This is a genomic window from Bordetella genomosp. 13 (genome assembly GCF_002119665.1).
In the GTDB taxonomy this organism is placed as follows: domain Bacteria; phylum Pseudomonadota; class Gammaproteobacteria; order Burkholderiales; family Burkholderiaceae_B; genus Bordetella.
In genome coordinates, this window is sequence record NZ_CP021111.1 from 226,204 (window position 1) to 243,720 (window position 17,517).

General features: G+C 68.0%; 19 protein-coding genes. 16 read left to right on the plus strand and 3 right to left on the minus strand.

The features are described from left to right. Positions 1-61 precede the first annotated feature (61 nt). Positions 62-1,075, plus strand: a complete 1,014-nt coding sequence (locus tag CAL15_RS01050; RefSeq protein WP_420042547.1) for a TRAP transporter substrate-binding protein — start codon at positions 62-64, stop codon at positions 1,073-1,075. 65 nt (positions 1,076-1,140) lie between these two features. Next, the gene (locus CAL15_RS01055) at positions 1,141-2,922 is read left to right on the plus strand and encodes an IlvD/Edd family dehydratase (protein ID WP_086080860.1); all 1,782 of its coding nucleotides are present in this window, start codon (positions 1,141-1,143) and stop codon (positions 2,920-2,922) included. A gap of 76 nt (positions 2,923-2,998) precedes the next feature. On the opposite strand, the gene CAL15_RS01060 is transcribed toward CAL15_RS01055, so the two are convergent. Beyond that, positions 2,999-3,841: an NUDIX hydrolase gene (locus CAL15_RS01060; protein ID WP_086076929.1), complete on the minus strand. Its 843-nt coding sequence runs from the start codon at positions 3,839-3,841 to the stop codon at positions 2,999-3,001. Positions 3,842-4,091: 250 nt separating this feature from the next. Here CAL15_RS01060 and coxB point away from each other — a divergent pair, with 250 nt between their 5' ends. The 5 genes from coxB (at position 4,092) to CAL15_RS01080 (ending at position 8,282) form a co-directional block, all read left to right on the plus strand. After that, complete coding sequence (gene coxB / locus CAL15_RS01065) at positions 4,092-5,252, plus strand: cytochrome c oxidase subunit II (protein WP_086076930.1); 1,161 nt, start codon at positions 4,092-4,094, stop codon at positions 5,250-5,252. A 100-nt stretch (positions 5,253-5,352) separates the two neighbouring features. Then, positions 5,353-6,963 carry a cytochrome c oxidase subunit I gene (gene ctaD / locus CAL15_RS01070; protein ID WP_086076931.1) on the plus strand — a complete coding sequence of 537 codons (1,611 nt, stop codon included), beginning with the start codon at positions 5,353-5,355 and terminating at the stop codon, positions 6,961-6,963. Between the two features lie 28 nt (positions 6,964-6,991). Then, on the plus strand, positions 6,992-7,117 hold the full coding sequence (locus tag CAL15_RS24565) for a cytochrome oxidase small assembly protein (RefSeq protein WP_232468087.1): 126 nt from the start codon (positions 6,992-6,994) through the stop codon (positions 7,115-7,117). 3 nt (positions 7,118-7,120) lie between these two features. Next, the gene (locus CAL15_RS01075) at positions 7,121-7,348 is read left to right on the plus strand and encodes a DUF2970 domain-containing protein (protein WP_086076932.1); all 228 of its coding nucleotides are present in this window, start codon (positions 7,121-7,123) and stop codon (positions 7,346-7,348) included. A 58-nt stretch (positions 7,349-7,406) separates the two neighbouring features. Further along, positions 7,407-8,282, plus strand: coding sequence for a cytochrome c oxidase subunit 3 (locus CAL15_RS01080; RefSeq protein WP_086076933.1), 876 nt, complete (start codon positions 7,407-7,409; stop codon positions 8,280-8,282). A gap of 116 nt (positions 8,283-8,398) precedes the next feature. Here CAL15_RS01080 and CAL15_RS01085 read toward each other — a convergent pair whose 3' ends face one another. Continuing rightward, positions 8,399-8,599: a twin transmembrane helix small protein gene (locus CAL15_RS01085; RefSeq protein WP_086076934.1), complete on the minus strand. Its 201-nt coding sequence runs from the start codon at positions 8,597-8,599 to the stop codon at positions 8,399-8,401. Positions 8,600-8,639: 40 nt separating this feature from the next. Between CAL15_RS01085 and CAL15_RS01090 the strand changes: the two genes are divergently transcribed. The 5 genes from CAL15_RS01090 (at position 8,640) to CAL15_RS01110 (ending at position 12,733) form a co-directional block, all read left to right on the plus strand. Beyond that, positions 8,640-9,419, plus strand: coding sequence for an SURF1 family protein (locus CAL15_RS01090; protein ID WP_086076935.1), 780 nt, complete (start codon positions 8,640-8,642; stop codon positions 9,417-9,419). A 16-nt stretch (positions 9,420-9,435) separates the two neighbouring features. Further along, complete coding sequence (locus tag CAL15_RS01095; RefSeq protein ID WP_198299120.1) at positions 9,436-10,062, plus strand: SCO family protein; 627 nt, start codon at positions 9,436-9,438, stop codon at positions 10,060-10,062. A gap of 4 nt (positions 10,063-10,066) precedes the next feature. Next, positions 10,067-11,086 (plus strand): COX15/CtaA family protein, encoded by a 1,020-nt coding sequence (locus CAL15_RS01100; RefSeq protein WP_086076937.1) that lies wholly within the window; start codon positions 10,067-10,069, stop codon positions 11,084-11,086. A gap of 127 nt (positions 11,087-11,213) precedes the next feature. Next, positions 11,214-12,107 (plus strand): heme o synthase, encoded by an 894-nt coding sequence (gene cyoE / locus CAL15_RS01105; protein ID WP_086076938.1) that lies wholly within the window; start codon positions 11,214-11,216, stop codon positions 12,105-12,107. Between the two features lie 29 nt (positions 12,108-12,136). Then, positions 12,137-12,733: an SCO family protein gene (locus CAL15_RS01110; protein WP_086076939.1), complete on the plus strand. Its 597-nt coding sequence runs from the start codon at positions 12,137-12,139 to the stop codon at positions 12,731-12,733. Here CAL15_RS01110 and CAL15_RS01115 read toward each other — a convergent pair. Continuing rightward, entirely contained in the window at positions 12,717-12,944 is a 228-nt protein-coding gene (locus CAL15_RS01115; RefSeq protein ID WP_086076940.1) for a DUF3717 domain-containing protein, read from the minus strand. The two genes, CAL15_RS01110 and CAL15_RS01115, sit on opposite strands and share 17 nt — an antisense overlap. Positions 12,945-13,066: 122 nt before the next feature. Between CAL15_RS01115 and CAL15_RS01120 the strand changes: the two genes are divergently transcribed. The 4 genes from CAL15_RS01120 (at position 13,067) to CAL15_RS01135 (ending at position 17,493) form a co-directional block, all read left to right on the plus strand. Beyond that, on the plus strand, positions 13,067-13,729 hold the full coding sequence (locus CAL15_RS01120; RefSeq protein WP_086076941.1) for a glycine zipper 2TM domain-containing protein: 663 nt from the start codon (positions 13,067-13,069) through the stop codon (positions 13,727-13,729). A 24-nt stretch (positions 13,730-13,753) separates the two neighbouring features. Beyond that, the gene (locus CAL15_RS01125) at positions 13,754-14,581 is read left to right on the plus strand and encodes a PhaM family polyhydroxyalkanoate granule multifunctional regulatory protein (RefSeq protein WP_086076942.1); all 828 of its coding nucleotides are present in this window, start codon (positions 13,754-13,756) and stop codon (positions 14,579-14,581) included. Between the two features lie 67 nt (positions 14,582-14,648). Continuing rightward, the gene (glmU, locus tag CAL15_RS01130; protein WP_086076943.1) at positions 14,649-16,028 is read left to right on the plus strand and encodes a bifunctional UDP-N-acetylglucosamine diphosphorylase/glucosamine-1-phosphate N-acetyltransferase GlmU; all 1,380 of its coding nucleotides are present in this window, start codon (positions 14,649-14,651) and stop codon (positions 16,026-16,028) included. Between the two features lie 79 nt (positions 16,029-16,107). Beyond that, positions 16,108-17,493, plus strand: a complete 1,386-nt coding sequence (locus CAL15_RS01135) for an MFS transporter (protein ID WP_086076944.1) — start codon at positions 16,108-16,110, stop codon at positions 17,491-17,493. Positions 17,494-17,517: the final 24 nt, after the last annotated feature.

Below are 17,517 nucleotides of genomic sequence, written 5' to 3' on the forward strand. Positions count from 1 at the left end.
CCATGCGCGGCACGAGCCGCGCAGGTTGATTCCCGACTATCCCGGAAGGAGACACATCATGATGCAGACCTGGAAGAAAACGCTGTTGACCGTGGCCGCCGTGGCGGCCTGCATGGCCAGCGGCGTGGCCGCGGCGCAGGACATCAAACCGCGCATCATCCGCTTCGGCTATGGCCTGAACGACGACAGCGTGCAAGGCCGCGCCGCGCGGTACCTGGCCGAAGAAGTACAGAAGCTGAGCGGCGGGAAGATGAAGATGCGCACGTTCGGTTCGGCCAGCCTGGGTTCGGACGAGCAGATGCAGAACGCGCTGGTCGGCGGCGCGCAGGAGATGATGGTGGGCTCCACCGCGCCGCTGGCGACCATGGTCAAGGAGTTCGGCGTGTTCGACCTGCCGTTCCTCTTCAACGACGAAAAGGAAGCCGATGCGGTGCTGGACGGCCCGCTGGGCCAGAAGCTGCTGAAGAAGCTGGACGACAAGGGCCTGGTCGGTCTGGTGTACTGGGAGAACGGTTTTCGCAACATGACGAACTCGCGCCGCGCCATCGAGCGCGCCGACGACCTGCAAGGCATCAAGCTGCGCGTCATGCAGAACCAGGTCGCGCTGGGCGTGTTCAACGCGCTGGGCGCCAATGCCGTGCCCATGCCGTTCTCCGAACTCTTCACCGCGCTGGAGACCCGCACGGTCGATGGCCAGGAGAATCCCGTCACCACCATCCAGAGCAGCAAGTTCTACGAAGTGCAGCCGTACCTGACGCTGACGCGGCATGTGTACACTCCCTGGGTAGTGCTGGCTTCGAAGAAGTGGTGGTCGACCCTGTCCGCGGATGAGCAGAAGCTCATCATGCAGGCCGCCATCAATTCCCGCGATTTCGAACGCAAGGACAGCCGGGCCGACTCCACCAAGGCCATGGCCATCATCGAGAAGGCCGGCGTCAAGATCAATACCGTCCCCGAGGCGGAGTTGCAGCGCATGCGCCAGAAGGTGCAGCCGGTGGTCGACAAGGCCACGCAAGACCTGGGGCCCGAACTGGTGCAGGAACTGAACCAGGAAATCCAGAAGGCCCGGCGCTGACGGCATGCCCGCAGGCCGCCGCGGCCGCGGGCGGCATTCCTTGAAACCCAGCAGTGAGCTTCATCATGTCAGATACCCCGCGCCGGCTGCGCAGCCAGAAATGGTTCGATGACCCCTCGCACGCCGACATGACCGCCATCTATGTCGAGCGTTATCTCAACTACGGCCTGACGCGCGCCGAACTGCAGTCGGGCCGGCCCATCATCGGCATCGCGCAGACCGGCAGCGACCTGGCGCCATGCAACCGTCATCATCTCGAGCTGGCTGTGCGGGTGAAGGAGGGCATACGCGACGCAGGCGGGATTCCCATGGAATTTCCCGTGCATCCCATCGCCGAGCAAGGCCGCCGCCCCACCGCCGCGCTGGACCGCAACCTGGCCTACCTGGGCCTGGTGGAGATCCTGCACGGTTATCCGCTGGACGGCGTGGTGCTGACCACCGGCTGCGACAAGACCACGCCCGCATGCCTGATGGCGGCCGCCACCGTCGACCTGCCCGCCATCGTGCTGTCGGGCGGGCCCATGCTGGATGGCTGGTACGAGGGCCAGCGCGTCGGGTCGGGCACGGTGATCTGGCATGCGCGCAACCTGATGGCGGCGGGCAAGCTGGACTACGAGGGCTTCATGGACCTGGCCACCGCGTCGTCGCCGTCGGTGGGCCACTGCAACACCATGGGCACGGCCTTGTCGATGAACTGCCTGGCCGAGGCGCTGGGCATGTCTCTGCCGGGCTGCGCCAGCATTCCCGCGCCGTACCGCGAGCGCGGCCAGATGGCCTACGCCACGGGCAAGCGCATCTGCGACATGGTGCGCGAAGACGTGCGGCCCTCGCACATCCTGACGCGGCAGGCGTTCGAGAACGCCATCGTCGCGGCCTCCGCGCTGGGCGCTTCCACCAACGCGCCGTGGCACCTGATCGCCATTGCGCGGCACATGGGCGTCGAGCTCACGCTCGAGGACTGGCACCGCCTGGGCGAGAATGTGCCGCTGCTGGTGAACTGCGTGCCGGCCGGCGAGTACCTGGGCGAGAGTTTCCACCGCGCCGGCGGCGTGCCGGCCGTGCTGCACGAGCTGCAGGCCGCCGGGCGCCTGCACGAGGACTGCCTGACGGTCTCGGGACAGCGCATCGGCGAGATCGCGGCGGCTTCGCCCACCGGCGACCGCAAGGTGGTGTACAGCCACGACCAGCCCCTGATGCCGCGGGCCGGCTTCATGGTCCTGTCCGGCAATTTCTTCGACAGCGCCATCATGAAGATGTCGGTGGTCAGCGAAGAGTTCCGCCGCGCCTACCTGTGCAAGCCCGGCGACGAGAACGCCTTCGAGGCGCGCGCGGTGGTGTTCGACGGTCCCGAGGACTATCACGCCCGCATCGACGATCCTTCGCTCGAGATCGACGAGCATTGCATCCTGGTGATACGCGGCTGCGGGCCGGTGGGCTATCCGGGCAGCGCCGAGGTCGTGAACATGGCGCCCCCGGCCGCGCTGATCAAGCGCGGCGTCGATTCGCTGCCCTGTCTGGGCGACGGGCGCCAGAGCGGCACGTCGGCCAGTCCGTCCATACTCAACATGTCGCCCGAGGCGGCGGTGGGCGGCGGGTTGTCGCTGCTGAAGACGGGCGACCGGCTGCGCGTGGACCTCGGGCGGCACACCGTGACCCTGCAGGTGGACGACGAGGAACTGAAGCGGCGCGGCGAGCAGATGCGCACGGTGCCGCCCGAGTCGCAGACGCCCTGGCAGGAGATCTATCGCAGCATGGTGGGCCAGCTGTCGACCGGCGCGTGCCTGGAGCCTGCCACGCTGTACCTGCGCGTGGTCGAGACGCGCGGCGATCCCAGGCATTCGCACTGAAGACCGAAGGCGCGCCGGCATGTCGGCGGCGCGCCTGGCAAGCGCAGGCGGGCAACGCCGGCCTGCCGCGCGGCGTTCAGCGGATGCGGCCGCGCGCGCGCTGCTGGATGATGTCCTCGACCACGACCAGCGCGGCCTCGAGCGTGAACTCCTCGGCCTCCACGCAACGAAGCACGTCCTCCACCGGCAGGGCGACGATCTCCATCACTTCGCCGTCGCGGTTGGCCGGCCGCACGCCTTCGTCCAGCACACAGGTGCTGACCAGCAGGTCTTCCACCTGATAGCCCTCGGGCAGGCGGCGGTGCATGCGCAGAATGGTGCGCAGCGGCTCGCGGGCGTGCAGATGATGCGGATCCAGGCCGGCTTCTTCCGCGCATTCGCGCTCGAGCGCCAGATCGAGGTCTTCGTTGCTGCCGGCCAGCCCGCCCACCAGCGTGTCCCACATGCCGGGATCCGTCGACTTGCTGAGCGACCGGCGCGCGATCCACAAACGCCCATCGGGCGTCCAGGCATTGAGATGCACGGCCTTTGTGGCCAGTCCCAGCGGCCGCACGGCGGCGCGCTCGATGGCGCCCAGTCGCACGTCCCCCGCCATCACGTCGAGCAGTTCGTCGCGCCAGCCGCGCAGGCAATTGGCATCGCGCAGGATTTGCGCAACGTCGGCCAGAACGGCGTCCAGCCGCGGCCCGGGCTGCAGGCCGGGAGCCAGGCGCACGGCGTCGGGTTCGATCTCGGCAAGCCCCGTGCCTCGCAGGGCGTCGCATGCGGCGTGCGTCATCCATCCGCAACAATGGCCGGCCAGATACAGCGGGCGCGCCAATTGCGGGGGAAGCTCGTGGGCGCGCGCGCCCAGGCGGTCATACAGTTGAGCCAGGCGCGAGGCCTGTTCGGTCGGGTCCGTGACGGCGATGGTCTGCATGCCGCGGATTTTAGTTCAGGCATCTGCCCGGGCCAGCCGGAAAGTGTGGCAATCCCGCCCCTGCGGCCCAGGCACGGAGGTGTCCGCTATAATTCCGCGGTTTCTTTATGAACTCGCATGGGTGTAATGGGGTAGTCTATCCCTTTGCGAGTACCCGACGTCTAATAACATGCGCAGTCAACAGGTCCGGCAGTCGCCACGCGGCTGAAGAGGAGATTCCGGAATCTGTGCGCCGTATCTCGAGGTAAGCATGAAGAAGTGGAGAGGGAGGTTACTGGGCGCCTGTGCGATGCTGATCGGCACTGCGGCAAGCGCCCAGGTGCAGGACATGCCTGGCGGTCCCAAGGTCAATCAGCTGAATCTGCACGAAGGCGTCACGCAGATGGCTCGAGACGTGATGTGGCTGCACTGGATGATGCTCACGATCTGTATCGTGATCTTCATCGGCGTCTTCGGCGTCATGTTCTATTCCATCTGGGCCCATCGCAAGTCGCGCGGGCACCAGCCGGCCACCTTCCACGAGCACCTCGGCGTCGAAGTGGCCTGGACGGTCATCCCCTTCGTCATCGTCATTGCCATGGCCCTGCCCGCCACGCGCGCGGTGGTCGCCATGAAAGACACCTCGGGCGCCGACCTTACCGTCAAGGTCACCGGCTACCAATGGAAGTGGGGCTACGAATACCTCGACGGCGAGGCGGCGGGAGTCAAGTTCCTCTCCACCCTGTCCACGCCGCGCGCGCAGATCGAGGGCCGCGAGCCCAAGGGCCAGTTCTACCTGATGGAAGTCGACAACCATCTGGTCGTGCCGGTCGACAAGAAAGTCCGCATCGTGCTCACCGCCGCCGACGTCATCCACTCCTGGATGGTGCCCGACTTCGGCGTCAAGCAGGACGCCATTCCCGGCTTCCTGCGCGACACCTGGTTCCGCGCCGAGAAGCCCGGCATCTATCGCGGGCAGTGCGCCGAACTGTGCGGCAAGGACCACGCCTTCATGCCCATCGTGGTTGAGGTCAAGTCCCAGGCCGACTACGATGGCTGGGTCGCCGAGCAGAAGAAGAAGCTCGCCGCCAACGCCGACGATCCCAACAAAGAGTGGACGCAGGCCGAACTGATGGCCCGCGGCGAAAAGGTCTACGCGGGCAACTGCGTGGCCTGCCACCAGGCCAACGGCAAGGGCGTGCCCGGCTCCTTCCCGGCGCTGGATGCCGACCCCACCGTGCTGGGGCCCAAGGCCAAGCAGATCGAGACCGTGCTCAAGGGCCGTCCCGGCACCGCGATGGCGGCCTTCGGCCCGCAGCTGAACGACGTCGAGATCGCATCGGTCATCACCTACACGCGCCACGCATGGAGCAACGCGGGCAAGGGGCAGGATCCGGTGGTTTCGCCCAAGGACGTCGCGGCGGCGCGCTGAGCGCCCCGGCTTTCCTGGCAATACAACACCGTTTCCCGAGACAGAGACATTCCGCCGGCCTTCTGGACCGAGGCCGGCGAAACGCAGGAAGGAGTCCACCATGAGCAGCGTCTCCGCAGACCACGCGTTGCCCGGCCATCACGGCCACGGTCACGACGAGCACCATCACGGCGTCCCCACCGGCTGGCGTCGCTGGCTGTTCGCGACCAACCACAAAGACATCGGGACGATGTACCTCATTTTCTCGTTCGTCATGCTGCTCGAGGGCGGCACCCTCGCGCTGCTGCTGCGCACCGAGCTCTTCGAGCCGGGCCTGCAGTTCTTCCGCCCCGAGCTGTTCAACCAGTTCACCACGATGCACGGCCTCATCATGGTGTTCGGCGCCATCATGCCGGCCTTCGTGGGCTTCGCCAACTGGATGATCCCGCTGCAGATCGGCGCGTCCGACATGGCGTTCGCGCGCATGAACAACTTCAGCTTCTGGCTGCTGCCCGTGGCGGGCCTTCTGCTGACCGTCTCGTTCTTCGTGCCGGGCGGCGCCACTGCCGCCGGCTGGACCCTGTACGCGCCCCTGTCGGCGCAGATGGGGCCCGGCATGGATCTCGCCATTTTCGCGGTCCACATCATGGGCGCCTCGTCCATCATGGGCGCCATCAACATCATCGTCACCATCCTCAACATGCGCGCGCCCGGCATGACGCTGATGAAGATGCCGCTGTTCTGCTGGACCTGGCTCATCACCGCCTTCCTGCTGATCGCCGTGATGCCGGTGCTGGCCGCCGCGGTCACCATGGTGCTGACCGACCGCCACTTCGGCACCGGCTTCTTCAACGCGGCCGCCGGCGGCGACCCGGTGCTGTACCAGCACGTGTTCTGGTTCTTCGGGCACCCCGAGGTCTACATCATGATCCTGCCGGCGTTCGGCATCGTGTCGGCGATCGTGCCCGCCTTCTCGCGCAAGAAGCTGTTCGGCTACGCGTCCATGGTGTATGCCACCGCGGCCATCGCCGTGCTGTCGTTCATCGTGTGGGCGCACCATATGTTCACCACCGGCATGCCGGTGACGGCGCAGCTGTACTTCATGTACGCCACCATGCTGATCTCCATTCCCACGGGCGTGAAGATCTTCAACTGGGTGGCCACCATGTGGCGCGGCTCCATGACCTTCGAAACCCCCATGCTGTTCGCGATCGGCTTCATCTTCGTGTTCACCATGGGCGGCTTCACGGGCCTGATCCTGTCGGTGGCGCCCATCGACATCCAGGTCCACGACACGTATTACGTGGTCGCGCACTTCCACTACGTGCTGGTGGCGGGCTCGCTGTTCGCGCTGTTCGCCGGCGCCTACTACTGGCTGCCCAAGTGGACGGGCGTGATGTACAACGAGAAGCTCGGCAAGATCCACTTCTGGTCGTCGATGCTGTCGTTCAACCTCACGTTCTTCCCGATGCACTTCCTGGGCCTGGCCGGCATGCCGCGCCGCTATGCCGACTACGCCGCCCAGTTCACCACCTTCCACCAGATCGCCACCATCGGAGCCTTCTGGTTCGGCCTGTCGCAGCTCATCCTGCTGTACGTCGCGGTCCGCAGCTTCGCCGGCAAGGGCGAGCCCGCCGCGGCCAAGCCGTGGGAAGGCGCCGAAGGGCTGGAATGGACCGTGCCGTCGCCGGCGCCGTTCCACACTTTCGAGACGCCGCCCGAGGTCAAGTAAGCGCCAACGGCAGATACGGACACCCGCCATGACGACGCCCGAGCAACAACGCCGCAACCGCAAGACCGGCATCATCCTGCTGGTCTTCGTGGCGGCGGTGTTTGCCTGGACCGTCTTCCGCGGCGCCGTCCTGCTGGCTGGCAAGCTGGGATAGGCCATGGCGGAACCGTCGCGGCCCTCGCAGCCCGCACCGCGCAAGGCGGGCTTCTTCCAGACGCTCAAGGCCGTGTTGTGGGCATTTCTCGGCGTGCGCCGGGGGGCGGGCTACCAGGAAGATGCGGCGCGCCTGAACCCGGTCTACGTCATCGTGGCGGGCGTGCTGGCGGCGGCGGTGTTCGTGATCGTGCTGGTCACGATCGTGCGGTGGGTCGTGGCAGGTTCCTGAGGCCGGTTTTCATAGATCATCCGACAAATCAGAATTCGCAAGTACCAGGGAGAAGACCATGAGTGCAAGCCACTCGGTTCAGGGTAAAGAGGCGCCGTACTACTACGTGCCGGCCGATTCCAAGCACCCGGTGCGCACCGCGGTGGCGCTGCTGTTCATGGGCGGCGGCGCGGCGGCCTGGGTCAACGGCGTGGGCTGGGGCAAGTGGTCGGTCCTGGTGGGCCTGATCGGCCTGGTGATCGTGCTCTATCAATGGTTCGGCGACGCCATCCGCGAATCCGAAAGCGGCATGAACAGCAAGCGGATCGACGTGTCGTACCGCTGGGCCATGAGCTGGTTCATCTTTTCCGAAGTCATGTTCTTCGCCGGCTTCTTCGGTGCGCTGTGGTACACCCGGACCGTCACCACGCCGTGGCTGGGCGACCTGGATCACCGGCTGCTGCTGTGGCCCGACTTCCAGGCCGTGTGGCCCAACTTCGGGCCGGCCGGCGTCGTCGAGCACTTCCAGACCGTCGGCCCGTTCTGGCTGCCCACCATCAACACGGCGCTGCTGCTGTCGTCGGGCGTCACGCTTACCATCGCTCACCACGCCCTGCGCGAGGACCATCGCCGCAAGGCGATGATCTGGCTGGCCGCCACCATCGTCCTGGGCTTCATCTTCGTGGGCTGCCAGGCCGCCGAATACATCCACGCCTATACCGAACTGAACCTGCGCTTCGACTCAGGCGCCTACGGCTCGCTGTTCTACATGCTGACGGGCTTCCACGGTTTTCACGTCATCATGGGCGCCACCATGCTGACGGTGATCCTGTTCCGTCTGATGCGCGGCCACTTCACCGCCAACCATCACTTCGGTTTCGAAGGCGCCGCGTGGTACTGGCACTTCGTCGACGTGGTGTGGCTGGGCCTGTACCTGTTCGTGTACTGGCTGTAGCGCGGAGGGCGGCTGCGCCGCGGGGCACGTCCTTGCGCCATGCGACAATGCCCCCGTCCGGGGGCATTGCCTTGTGTGGGTCGGCAGCGCGGGCGCGGAACTTCGGCCCGCCCGCCTCATCTGAACCCGGTGCTTTCTATCCAGCCCATGTGATGGGCAAACAACACGAACAGGAACAGGGCGACCGACAGCCCGATGCGCACGGTCAAGGCATTGACCGTCCTGTTCGTGCCGCCCTTGTCCTTCATCAGGTACACCAGGGCCGAGCCCAGGCTTGCCAATATGCCGATGAAGGCCAGCACGACGATGATGCGCATTTTTAGTCTCCTCCTCCGTTGAACGGAAATTATTGCAGACATGGCGCGACCGCATTCTCTCCGGCTGACCGTGGCGGCCCTGGTGCTGCTGGGCGTCGCCGTGGCGATACTGGCCTCGCTGGGACGCTGGCAACTGCACCGCGCCGACGAGCGCCGCGCCACGCTGGCGGCGATCGAGGCCGGCCGGGCCCGCGCGCCGGTGCGGCTGGCCGGTGACACGCCCGTCGGAGAACTGGCTGCGTGGCGTCCGGCGCAGGCCCGGGGCACCTGGCTGCCTGGACTGAACGTGCTGCTGGAAAACCGCAACCAGGGCGGGCGTCCCGGCTACTGGCTGGCCACGCCGCTGCTGCTCGAGCCGGCCTCGCGCCGCGCGGTGCTGGTGCTGCGCGGCTGGCTGCCGCGCCCCTTGGATGGCAGTCCGCCCGTGTTGCCCGCGACCCCCGCCGGCGTGCAGCAGGTCGCCGGCGAACTGGCGACCCGCGTGCCGCGTCTGTTCGAACTGTGGTCGTTCGGCCAGCCGCGCGCCGCCTTGCCCGCCGCGCTGCCGGCGGACGGCCTCACGCCCGCGGTGCAGAATCTCGACCTGGACGCCTATGCGCAAGCCACGGGCCTGGCGCTGCTGCCGGCCGTGCTGATGCAGACCCGGGGCGACGACGCGTTGGTGCGCGACTGGCCGCAACCTTCCACCGACTACGACAAGAACCTGGGCTACGCCATGCAGTGGTTTTCGTTCGCGGCCATCGCGGCGATCGCGTGGCTGGTGGTGGCCGTGCGCGCCTGGCGGCGCGCGGGGCGGCCCGCGCGGCGCTCCCAATCCTGAAACCGGGTCTTCAACGATGACGACAAGTTCTCAATCTCCCCGTCCCGCCGGCAAGCGGTCGCTGTTGCCGCTCGTGCTCGTGTTCCTGTGCGCGCTGGCGCCCATCGTCGCGGCCTTCGTCGTGTACTACAACCCGCAGTGGTGGCCGCAGGACTCTAGCAATTACGGCGCGCTGCTCGAGCCGCAACGGCCCGCGCCGCCGCCGGCCGAACTGACGCTGACCACGCTGGACGGCCAGCCCTTCGACCTGCGCAGCCTGCGCGGCAAATGGGTGCTGATGAGCGTGGACCAGGCCCAGTGTCCCGAGTCGTGCGCGCGCAAGCTTTTCGTGGCGCGCAACAGCCACGCCAGCCAGGGCAGGAACGTCGACCGCGTCGCGCGCGTGTGGTTCATCACCGACGACGCTCCGGTTCCGGACAAGGTGCTCGAAGCCTACAAGGGCACGGTGATGGTGCGCGGCCAGCCCGAGCAGTTGCGCCGCTTTCTGCTGGGCAACCAGGCGGCCGACGCAGATGCCTTGCGGGCGCCGATCTGGATGATGGACCCGTTGGGCAACCTGATGATGCAGTTCCCGGCCGATGCCGATGGCGTCCAGGTTCGCAAGGACTTGAGCAAGCTTCTGTACAACTCGCGCATCGGCTGAATAGATGTCACACGACCGCATCACGCTGCGTTATCGCAAGCTGGTATTCCTTACCTGGTTCCTGACGCTGGACCTCATCATGTTCGGCGCGTTCGTGCGCCTCACCGATTCGGGCCTGGGCTGCCCCGACTGGCCGGGCTGCTATGGCAGCATCACGCCGTTGGGCGCGATGGGAGACATCCACGAAGCCTCGCAGGCCATGCCGTTCGGGCCCGTCACGCTGTCCAAAGCCTGGATCGAGATGATCCACCGCTACGTGGGCGCGGCGCTGGGCATGCTGATCATCGCCATCGTGTACATGGCCTGGCGGCATCGCGCTCGGCTGGGCCATTCGCCCGCGCTGGCCATCGGCACGCTGGTGGCGGTGTGCGTGCAGGGCGCCTTCGGCGCATGGACCGTCACGCACCGCCTGATGCCCGCGGTGGTGACGGCGCACCTGGTGGGCGGGCTGCTCGTGCTGGGCCTCATGACCTGGCTGGCCGCGCGCGAACGGCCGCACGCCGCCCTCAGCGCCGCCGCCGCCCGTTGGCGGCCATGGATGCGGGGCGGCCTGTTGCTGCTGCTGATCCAGGTCACGCTGGGCGGCTGGGTCAGCACCAACTATGCCGCATTGGCCTGCATGGATTTCCCCACCTGCCATGGCGTGTGGATTCCCGAGATGGACTTCCATGGCGGCTTCTCGGTCATCCGCGGGCTGGGCGAGCTGCCTTCCGGCGAGATGATCTCGCAGCACGCGCTGACGGCCATCCACTGGGTGCACCGCAATTTCGCGTTCGTGGTCTTCGTGTACATGGGTATCCTGGCGTCGCGCCTGCGGGCGGAGCCCGGCCTGCGCGGGCCCGCGACCCTGCTGCTGGCGCTGCTGCTGGCGCAACTGGTGACCGGCCTGACCACCATCTTCTTCCAGTGGCCGCTGCTGATCGCGGTGCTGCACAACGGCGGCGCGGCGGGACTGGCCCTGGCCAGCGTGGTGATCCTGGTGCGCCTGGGCTCGGCCGGAGGCCGGCCGGTGGAGGCGGCATGACGGGCGGGCCGCCCCTGCGCCGGCCCATGCCGGCCAGCGCCGCCCCATGCCGGCCAGCCTCGCGGCGCATTCACGCCGCGCCGGGTCGACCCCGGCGGGCAATCCGTGAGCAGGTAAAATGCCGCCTATGAGTATCGCTGTCGCTTCCTCCCCCGGACTGCTGCGCCAATACCTCGTGCTGACCAAGCCGCGGGTGACGCAGCTGGCTGTCTTCTGCGCGGTCATCGGCATGTTCCTGGCCACGCCGGGCCTGCCGCCGCTGGATCGCGTGGCGTTCGCCACGCTGGGCATCTGGCTGCTGGCCGCCGCCGCTTTCGCCATCAACTGCCTTATCGAGCAGGAAGTGGATTCGCGCATGCTGCGCACGGCCCGCCGCGCCACCGCGCAGGGCACCATCTCGTCGGCCCAGGTGCTGGGCCTGTCCGGCCTGCTGGGCGGCGCCGGCATGCTGGTGCTGTATCACCTGGTCAACCCGCTGACCATGTGGCTGACCTTCGCCACCTTCGTGGGCTACGCCATCGTCTACACCGTCATCCTCAAGCCGCGCACGCCGCAGAACATCGTCATCGGCGGGCTGTCCGGCGCGATGCCGCCGGCGCTGGGCTGGGCGGCCGTGGCCGGCTCGGTTCCGGCCGAGGCCTGGGTGCTGGTGCTGATCATCTTCGTCTGGACCCCGCCGCACTTCTGGGCGCTGGCGCTTTACCGCAATCACGACTACGCCAAGGCCGGCCTGCCGATGCTGCCGATCACGCACGGGCAGGCCTTCACGCAACTGCAGATCCTGCTGTACAGCGTGGCGCTGCTGGCCACCACCATGCTGCCCTACGTCATCCGCATGAGCGGCGTGGTGTACCTGGTCAGCGCGTTGGCGCTGGGCCTCGTGTTCCTGTCGTATGCGTGGCGCCTGTACCGCCAGTACAGCGACGCGCTGGCCCGCAGCATGTTCCGCTTTTCCATCGTCTACCTGTCGCTGCTGTTCGGCGCCCTGCTGGTGGACCACTGGATCGGCCTGCTGCGCTGATCCGGCCATTGCCCGGAGGTTCGTTTTCCATGTCTGCGTCATTCACCCGCCGCCGCCTGCTGCGCGGATGCGCCGCCGCCGCGGCCGTCGTGGCCCTGGCCGCCTGCGGCGAGAGCCCGCCGAAATTCAAGGGCAGCGACATCACGGGCACGCACCTGGGCAAGGGCCTGGCGCTGACCGACCATAACGGCCAGGCGCGCACCCTGCAGGACTTCTCGGGCAAGGTGCAGGTGGTGTTCTTCGGGTTCACGCAGTGTCCCGATGTGTGCCCCACGACGCTGGCCGAGTTGTCTCAAGTCATGACCAAGCTGGGGGCCGACGCCGAGCGCGTGCAGGTGCTGCTGATCAGCGTGGATCCCGAGCGCGACACGCCCGAGATCCTGAAGCAGTACGTCACCACGTTCGATCCGCGTTTCCTGGCGCTGACCGGCACGCCCGACCAGATCCGCCAGGCGGCCGCTTCGTTCAAGGCGTACTACGCCAAGGTGCCCCGGCCCGACGGCGACTACACCATGGACCACACGGCTGCCTTCTATCTGCTGGACGTCAAGGGCGAAGCCCGCGTGCTGGCCAACAACAACATCGGCGCCGACAACTTGGCGCACGACATCAAGGCGCTGCTGTAGCCGCGCGCCACTGCAGGTAGGCGTCGAGCGCATCGGGCGGCAATTCGCCCGGGGCCACTTCCTTGCGGCGCCTGAAGATCATCAACGCATAAGGCTTGGCCAGGGCGGCCGCCTGCGGGCACAGGCGATGCTCGTCGCCCTGCGACGGCGAGCGCGCCCGCCAATAGTTGATGGCCTCTTCCAACTGGGGCAGTGTGATGGGCTGGTCCATGGCCCATTGTCCCAGAATGCGCCGCGCGGCCGGACAGCCTTGCAAAGGGTCACTATCGCAACACGCCGAAATGGCGAGTGGGTGCTATACCACCTTCCCGTATGTATCGTGGGAACCCTTGCATGAACCCTTCGCAAACGAGCCTCCGGAATGCCGCGCCGCGCCGCGGCCTGCACCCGCTGATCGCCACCGCGGCGGTCTCTGTCATCGTGCTCTGCGCCGTTGCCGTGGCCGCCATGCTGGGCTGGCTGCCCGGCACGTCGGCCGACACCGCGCCCGCACTGGCCGAGCGCGAGGATGCGCAACAGACCGCGCCCGAGGCGCGCGCAGGGGCGGCAGGGCCGCAGCAGGCGCCGGCTCCGGCGGTGGGCGCCAAGCCGCGGCAACAGGCGCAGGTGTCGCAACCCGCGCCGCCGTCCGCGGCGCCGGCACAGTGCGCGACGTGCGGCACGGTGGAGTCTGTGCGCGCGGTGCAGGTGCCCGCGGAAAGCAGCGGCAGCAACATCGTCGGCACGGTGGCCGGAGGAGTGGTCGGCGGCGTGGTGGGCAACCAGTTCGGCGGCGGCAGCGGACGCGATGCGCTGACGGTCTTGGGAGCCGTGGGGGGCGCTTTGGCAGGTCATGAAATCGAGCGTAATATCAGGTCGCAACAGACGGTGACGCGCCACGAGCTGACTGTGCGCATGAGCGACGGCAGCAGGCGCGTGTTCCGCAGCGCGCAGCCTTTCCCGTATGCATCCGGCGATCCGGTGCGCGTCGAGAACGATCAAGTGTTGCCGCGCTGACCCGCACCTGCCGAAGGAGACCGCATGACCGACTCGACCACCAATCCGTTCGTCCTGCCAGGCATGGGCCAAAGCTCCGATCTGTCCGGCAACCCCTTGTTGGCCAGCATGGAAATGATGCGTCAGGCCTGGGCCGGACTGGCCGGGCCCGGGGGCCTCGCGCAGTCGCTGCCCACCGCGCTGCCGATGAACCTCGAAGAGTTCGAACGCCGCATCGCCGAACTGCGCGCAGTCGAAAGCTGGCTGCGCATGAATCTGTCCATGCTCAGCAGCACCATCCAGGGCATGGAGGTGCAGCGTTCCACCATCGCTACGCTGCGCTCCTTCGTCGACAGGGTGTCTTCCATGGACACCGGCGCGGCGCCGGAGGCCGGGCAACCCACTCCGCTGGAAATCGCGCTGGGCCTGAAGCCCGCGCCGAAGGACAGTACCGCCCCGGTGTCCCGCGACTCCTCTGCCGACGCGCCGTCGGCCAAACCCGAAGCCGCGCAGGCCGGTGAGCCCGGCGCGCACGAGGGTCTGGACAACGCCGCGCTCTCGGCGTCCCAGGCATGGTGGAGCCTGTTGCAGCAGCAGTTCAACAACATCGCCGCCGCCACGGCCGCCAGCATGCCGGCCATGCCGGGCATGCCCGGTGCGGCGCCGGGTGGCGCGGACGCCCGCGCGGGCGAGCCGTCGCAGGCGGCCGCGCCAGGCCATGCCGCCACGCCGGATGCGCCGTCGCGCGCCGCCCAAAGCCGCTCGGCCGGCGCACCCGCCAAGCCTGCCAAGACCGCGAAGAAAGCCGCCGCCAAGCGCGCCCCCACGGCGCGCAAGGCGGCCACGCCCAAGCCCCCGGCCGACAAATCCTGACCCTGTATCCTCCGCAAGCGGGCGCCCCGGGCGCCCGCAGTCTTTCCTTTCTCGGTATTACATCCCCATGCTCAACGTAGTCATCCTCGCCGCCGGACTGGGCAAACGCATGCAGTCCGATCTTCCCAAGGTATTGCACACGCTGGCGGGCAAGCCGATGCTGGCCCACGTACTGGACAGCGCGCGACAGCTCGATCCGGCGCGCATCATCGTGGTGGTCGGCCATGGCGCCGATCGCGTGCGCGGCGCCTTCGAAGGCCATCCCGGCGTGCATTTCGCCTTGCAGCAGCCGCAGCAAGGCACCGGCCACGCCGTGCAGCAGGCGGTGCCCCAATTGCTGGAAGGCGACGGGCAGGATGACGTCACGCTGGTGCTTTACGGCGACGTGCCTCTCGTCCAGCCCGACACGCTGCAGCGCCTGCTGCAGGCGCGCGGCCAGGGCGCGGCCGTACTGACCGAAGTGCTGGAAGACGCCACCGGCTACGGACGCATCGTGCGCGACGCGCAGGGCAACGTGCACCGCATCGTCGAACACAAGGACGCCACCGAAGGCGAGCGGCTGATACGCGAAGTCAATACGGGCATTCTTGCCGCCCCCACCGCGCGCCTGAAAGACTGGCTCGGCCGCATCGACAACAAGAACGCGCAGGGCGAGTATTACCTGACCGACGTGGTCGGCCTGGCCGTGGCCGACGGCGTGCCGGTCGGCGCGGCCCAGCCGTCCGCATCGTGGGAGACCCTGGGCGTCAACAGCCGCGTGCAGCAGGCCGCGCTTGAGCGCAGCTGGCAGCGCGAACAGGCGCGCAGACAACTCGAGGCCGGCGTCACGCTGGCCGATCCGGAACGCTTCGACGTGCGCGGCACGCTGCGCTGCGGCCGCGACGTGTTCATCGACGTGGGCTGCGTGTTCGAGGGCAAGGTCGAGCTGGCGGATGGCGTGCGCGTGGGCCCGCATTGCGTGCTGCGCGACGTCACGGTGCAGGCCGGCACGCACATCGAGGCCTATAGTCATCTGCAGGAAGCCGCGGTGGGCGGCGATGCGCGCATCGGCCCGTATGCCCGCCTGCGCCCCGGCGCGCAGCTGCACGACCGCGTGCACGTCGGCAATTTTGTCGAAGTGAAGAACAGTGTGCTGGCCGCGGACAGCAAGGCCAACCACTTGGCCTACGTGGGCGATGCCGACGTGGGCGAGCGTGTCAATATCGGCGCGGGCACCATCACCTGCAACTACGACGGGGCCAACAAGCATCGCACCGTCATCGAGGACGACGCGTTCATCGGCTCGGACACCCAGCTGGTGGCGCCGGTGCGCGTGGGCCGCGGCGCCACGCTGGGCGCCGGCACTACCCTGACCACCGATGCGCCCGCCGGCAAACTGACCGTCTCGCGTGCGCGCCAGACCACCATCGAAGGCTGGCAGCGGCCCGTCAAGCAGAAGAAGTCATGAGGCGGCAGGGGCGTCCATGGGGCGCATGCCGGGGCGCGGCATCGGGTCGGTCCGACCATGCATGGCGGCGGGCGCGGCAATGAGCGCCTCTTCCGATTCCGCTTCGTCCGCCGCCGCGGCGCCCGATGGGTTGCCGGCGCCGCGCCGCTACTGGGCGGCCGCCACCATCCTGATCAGTCTCAGCCTGGCGGTGCTGGACGCCTCCATCGTCAACGTCGCGCTGCCCAGCATCGCGGTCGACCTCGATGCGCCGCCGTCGCGCGCGGTATGGGTCTCCAACGCCTACAGCGTCTCCATCGTGATGCTGCTGCTGCCCATGTCGGCCATCGCCGAGCGCGTCGGCTTCCGCCGCATGTACGCGTTCGGCGTGGTGATGTTCACGCTGGCCTCGCTGGGCTGCGCACTGGCCGGCTCGCTGTGGGAGCTCAGCCTGGCCCGCGTCGTGCAGGGCATCGGGGCCGCCACGCTGATGTGCATGTTCGGCGGCATGGTGCGCAACATCTATCCGGCCCACATGTTGGGGCGGGGCATCAGTTTCAATTCCATCACCGTCGCGGTCATGTCGGTCGTCGGGCCCACCATCGGCTCGCTGATACTGACCGTTGCGCCATGGCGCTGGATCTTCGCGGTCAACCTGCCCATCGGCATCGCCATCATGTTCGGCCTGCGCTTCCTGCCCGAGGTGCCGCGCAATCGCGCGCCGATGGACTGGATCAGCGCGCTGCTGGTCATGCCGACGCTGGGCGTCTTCATCCTGGGCATCGACTACCTGGGCCATGACCTGCTGGGCGGCATTGGGCTGGTCGCCATCTCCATCGCCGCGGGCCTGCTGCTGCTGCGCCGGGCGCGCGGCCAGGAGGCGCCGCTGGTGCCGGTGGACCTGCTGCGCATCCGCACCATCGCCTTCGCGGTGGCGGCCTCCGCCTCCACCTTCGCCGCGCAGATGGCGGCGTACGTTTCGCTGCCGTTCTACTTCCAGCAGGTGCTGGGCAAGCCGCACCTCGAAGTCGGCATATTGATGGCGGCGTGGCCGGCGGGCACGGTCCTGGTCGCGCCCATCGCGGGCCGGCTGTCCGATCGCTATTCCGCTGCGAACCTCAGCGGCGCCGGAGCGGCCGCCATGGTGGTGGGCCTGGTGTGGCTGGCGATGCTGCCGCTGCAGTCGCCCAATGCCTGGATCATGGCCGGCATGTTCGTGGTCGGGCTGGGTTTCGGTCTTTTCCAGACGCCCAACAATCGCGCCCTGCTTTCCTCGGCGCCCCTGCGGCGCAGCGGTGCGGCGGGCGGGCTGCAGGCCACCACGCGGGTGTTCGGCCAGAGCTTCGGCACGGCAATGGTGGCGGTGGCCTTCGCGGTGCTGCCGGCGCACGGGCCGACCATCGCGCTGGCGATGGCGGCCCTATGCGCCGCGGCCGCGGTGGCGGTAAATACGGTAAGGTCGGCCCGGCTGTCCGAGGCGCGGTGATGACTCGGCGCTGTCAGCACCGCC

Coding starts and splice junctions, on each gene's coding strand:
- CAL15_RS01080 (WP_086076933.1), top strand. CDS start 7,407: ATGAGTGCAAGCCACTCGGTTCAGGGTAAAGAGGCGCCGTACTACTAC.
- CAL15_RS01055 (WP_086080860.1), top strand. CDS start 1,141: ATGTCAGATACCCCGCGCCGGCTGCGCAGCCAGAAATGGTTCGATGAC.
- CAL15_RS01090 (WP_086076935.1), top strand. CDS start 8,640: ATGGCGCGACCGCATTCTCTCCGGCTGACCGTGGCGGCCCTGGTGCTG.
- CAL15_RS01085 (WP_086076934.1), bottom strand. CDS start 8,599: ATGCGCATCATCGTCGTGCTGGCCTTCATCGGCATATTGGCAAGCCTG.
- CAL15_RS01110 (WP_086076939.1), top strand. CDS start 12,137: ATGTCTGCGTCATTCACCCGCCGCCGCCTGCTGCGCGGATGCGCCGCC.
- CAL15_RS01125 (WP_086076942.1), top strand. CDS start 13,754: ATGACCGACTCGACCACCAATCCGTTCGTCCTGCCAGGCATGGGCCAA.
- CAL15_RS01075 (WP_086076932.1), top strand. CDS start 7,121: ATGGCGGAACCGTCGCGGCCCTCGCAGCCCGCACCGCGCAAGGCGGGC.
- coxB (WP_086076930.1), top strand. CDS start 4,092: ATGAAGAAGTGGAGAGGGAGGTTACTGGGCGCCTGTGCGATGCTGATC.
- cyoE (WP_086076938.1), top strand. CDS start 11,214: ATGAGTATCGCTGTCGCTTCCTCCCCCGGACTGCTGCGCCAATACCTC.
- ctaD (WP_086076931.1), top strand. CDS start 5,353: ATGAGCAGCGTCTCCGCAGACCACGCGTTGCCCGGCCATCACGGCCAC.
- glmU (WP_086076943.1), top strand. CDS start 14,649: ATGCTCAACGTAGTCATCCTCGCCGCCGGACTGGGCAAACGCATGCAG.
- CAL15_RS01120 (WP_086076941.1), top strand. CDS start 13,067: ATGAACCCTTCGCAAACGAGCCTCCGGAATGCCGCGCCGCGCCGCGGC.
- CAL15_RS01060 (WP_086076929.1), bottom strand. CDS start 3,841: ATGCAGACCATCGCCGTCACGGACCCGACCGAACAGGCCTCGCGCCTG.
- CAL15_RS24565 (WP_232468087.1), top strand. CDS start 6,992: ATGACGACGCCCGAGCAACAACGCCGCAACCGCAAGACCGGCATCATC.
- CAL15_RS01100 (WP_086076937.1), top strand. CDS start 10,067: ATGTCACACGACCGCATCACGCTGCGTTATCGCAAGCTGGTATTCCTT.
- CAL15_RS01050 (WP_420042547.1), top strand. CDS start 62: ATGCAGACCTGGAAGAAAACGCTGTTGACCGTGGCCGCCGTGGCGGCC.
- CAL15_RS01135 (WP_086076944.1), top strand. CDS start 16,108: ATGAGCGCCTCTTCCGATTCCGCTTCGTCCGCCGCCGCGGCGCCCGAT.
- CAL15_RS01095 (WP_198299120.1), top strand. CDS start 9,436: ATGACGACAAGTTCTCAATCTCCCCGTCCCGCCGGCAAGCGGTCGCTG.
- CAL15_RS01115 (WP_086076940.1), bottom strand. CDS start 12,944: ATGGACCAGCCCATCACACTGCCCCAGTTGGAAGAGGCCATCAACTAT.